Here is a 576-nt window from a genome sequence, read left to right on the forward strand (position 1 = left end):
AATCGACCTGCTGATACGCGCCCGAGATTCGTCACCAGTGGTCTAGTTGTATGAGGTCATGACGTTGTCGGCACGTTCGTGGACTCGGGTGGCCGGGGGCTGATCGGCGCAGGCGGTGTGCGGCCGATGATAGTTGTAATGGTGGACCCAGACGTTGATCGCCTCGCGCCGCTCGTGCTCGGAGTAGCAGGCGTGGGCGTAGAGGCATTCTTCCGAGAGGATCCGTTGGTAGCGCTCGACTTTCCCGTTGTGACGGGGCGTGTAGGGCCGGGTCCGTTGAGGCCGTGAGGCATGCGCGTTCACGGTGCGAACGAAGGTCTTCGCGCGGTAGTTGGCGCCGTTGTCGGTGACCACCCGGACCAGGCGAGTGATGCCGTGAGCAGCGAAGAACGCCCTGGCCCGGGAGAAGAAAGCGATGGTGGTTGCCGCGGTCTCGTTCTCCAGGGCCTCGGTATAGGCCAGGGGTGAGTAGCCATCGATCGCGGAGTGCAGGTAGGTGTAGCCCACCTGCGGTGTGCGTGCCCGCTTGCTGCCGCGGCCATGGAGCCGCCAGCCACCACCGTCGGGGATCTGCCC

1 protein-coding gene is annotated in these 576 nt (G+C 64.9%); it reads right to left on the reverse strand.

Annotation, left to right across the window (positions count from 1 at the left end):
* Positions 1-42: 42 nt before the first annotated feature.
* Positions 43-576, reverse strand: a 534-nt coding sequence (locus GTW58_RS13690; RefSeq protein ID WP_168023620.1) for an integrase core domain-containing protein, incomplete at its 5' end; no start/stop codon positions are given.

It is taken from the genome of Kocuria subflava (assembly GCF_012163155.1).
In the GTDB taxonomy this organism is placed as follows: Bacteria; Actinomycetota; Actinomycetes; order Actinomycetales; family Micrococcaceae; genus Kocuria; species Kocuria subflava.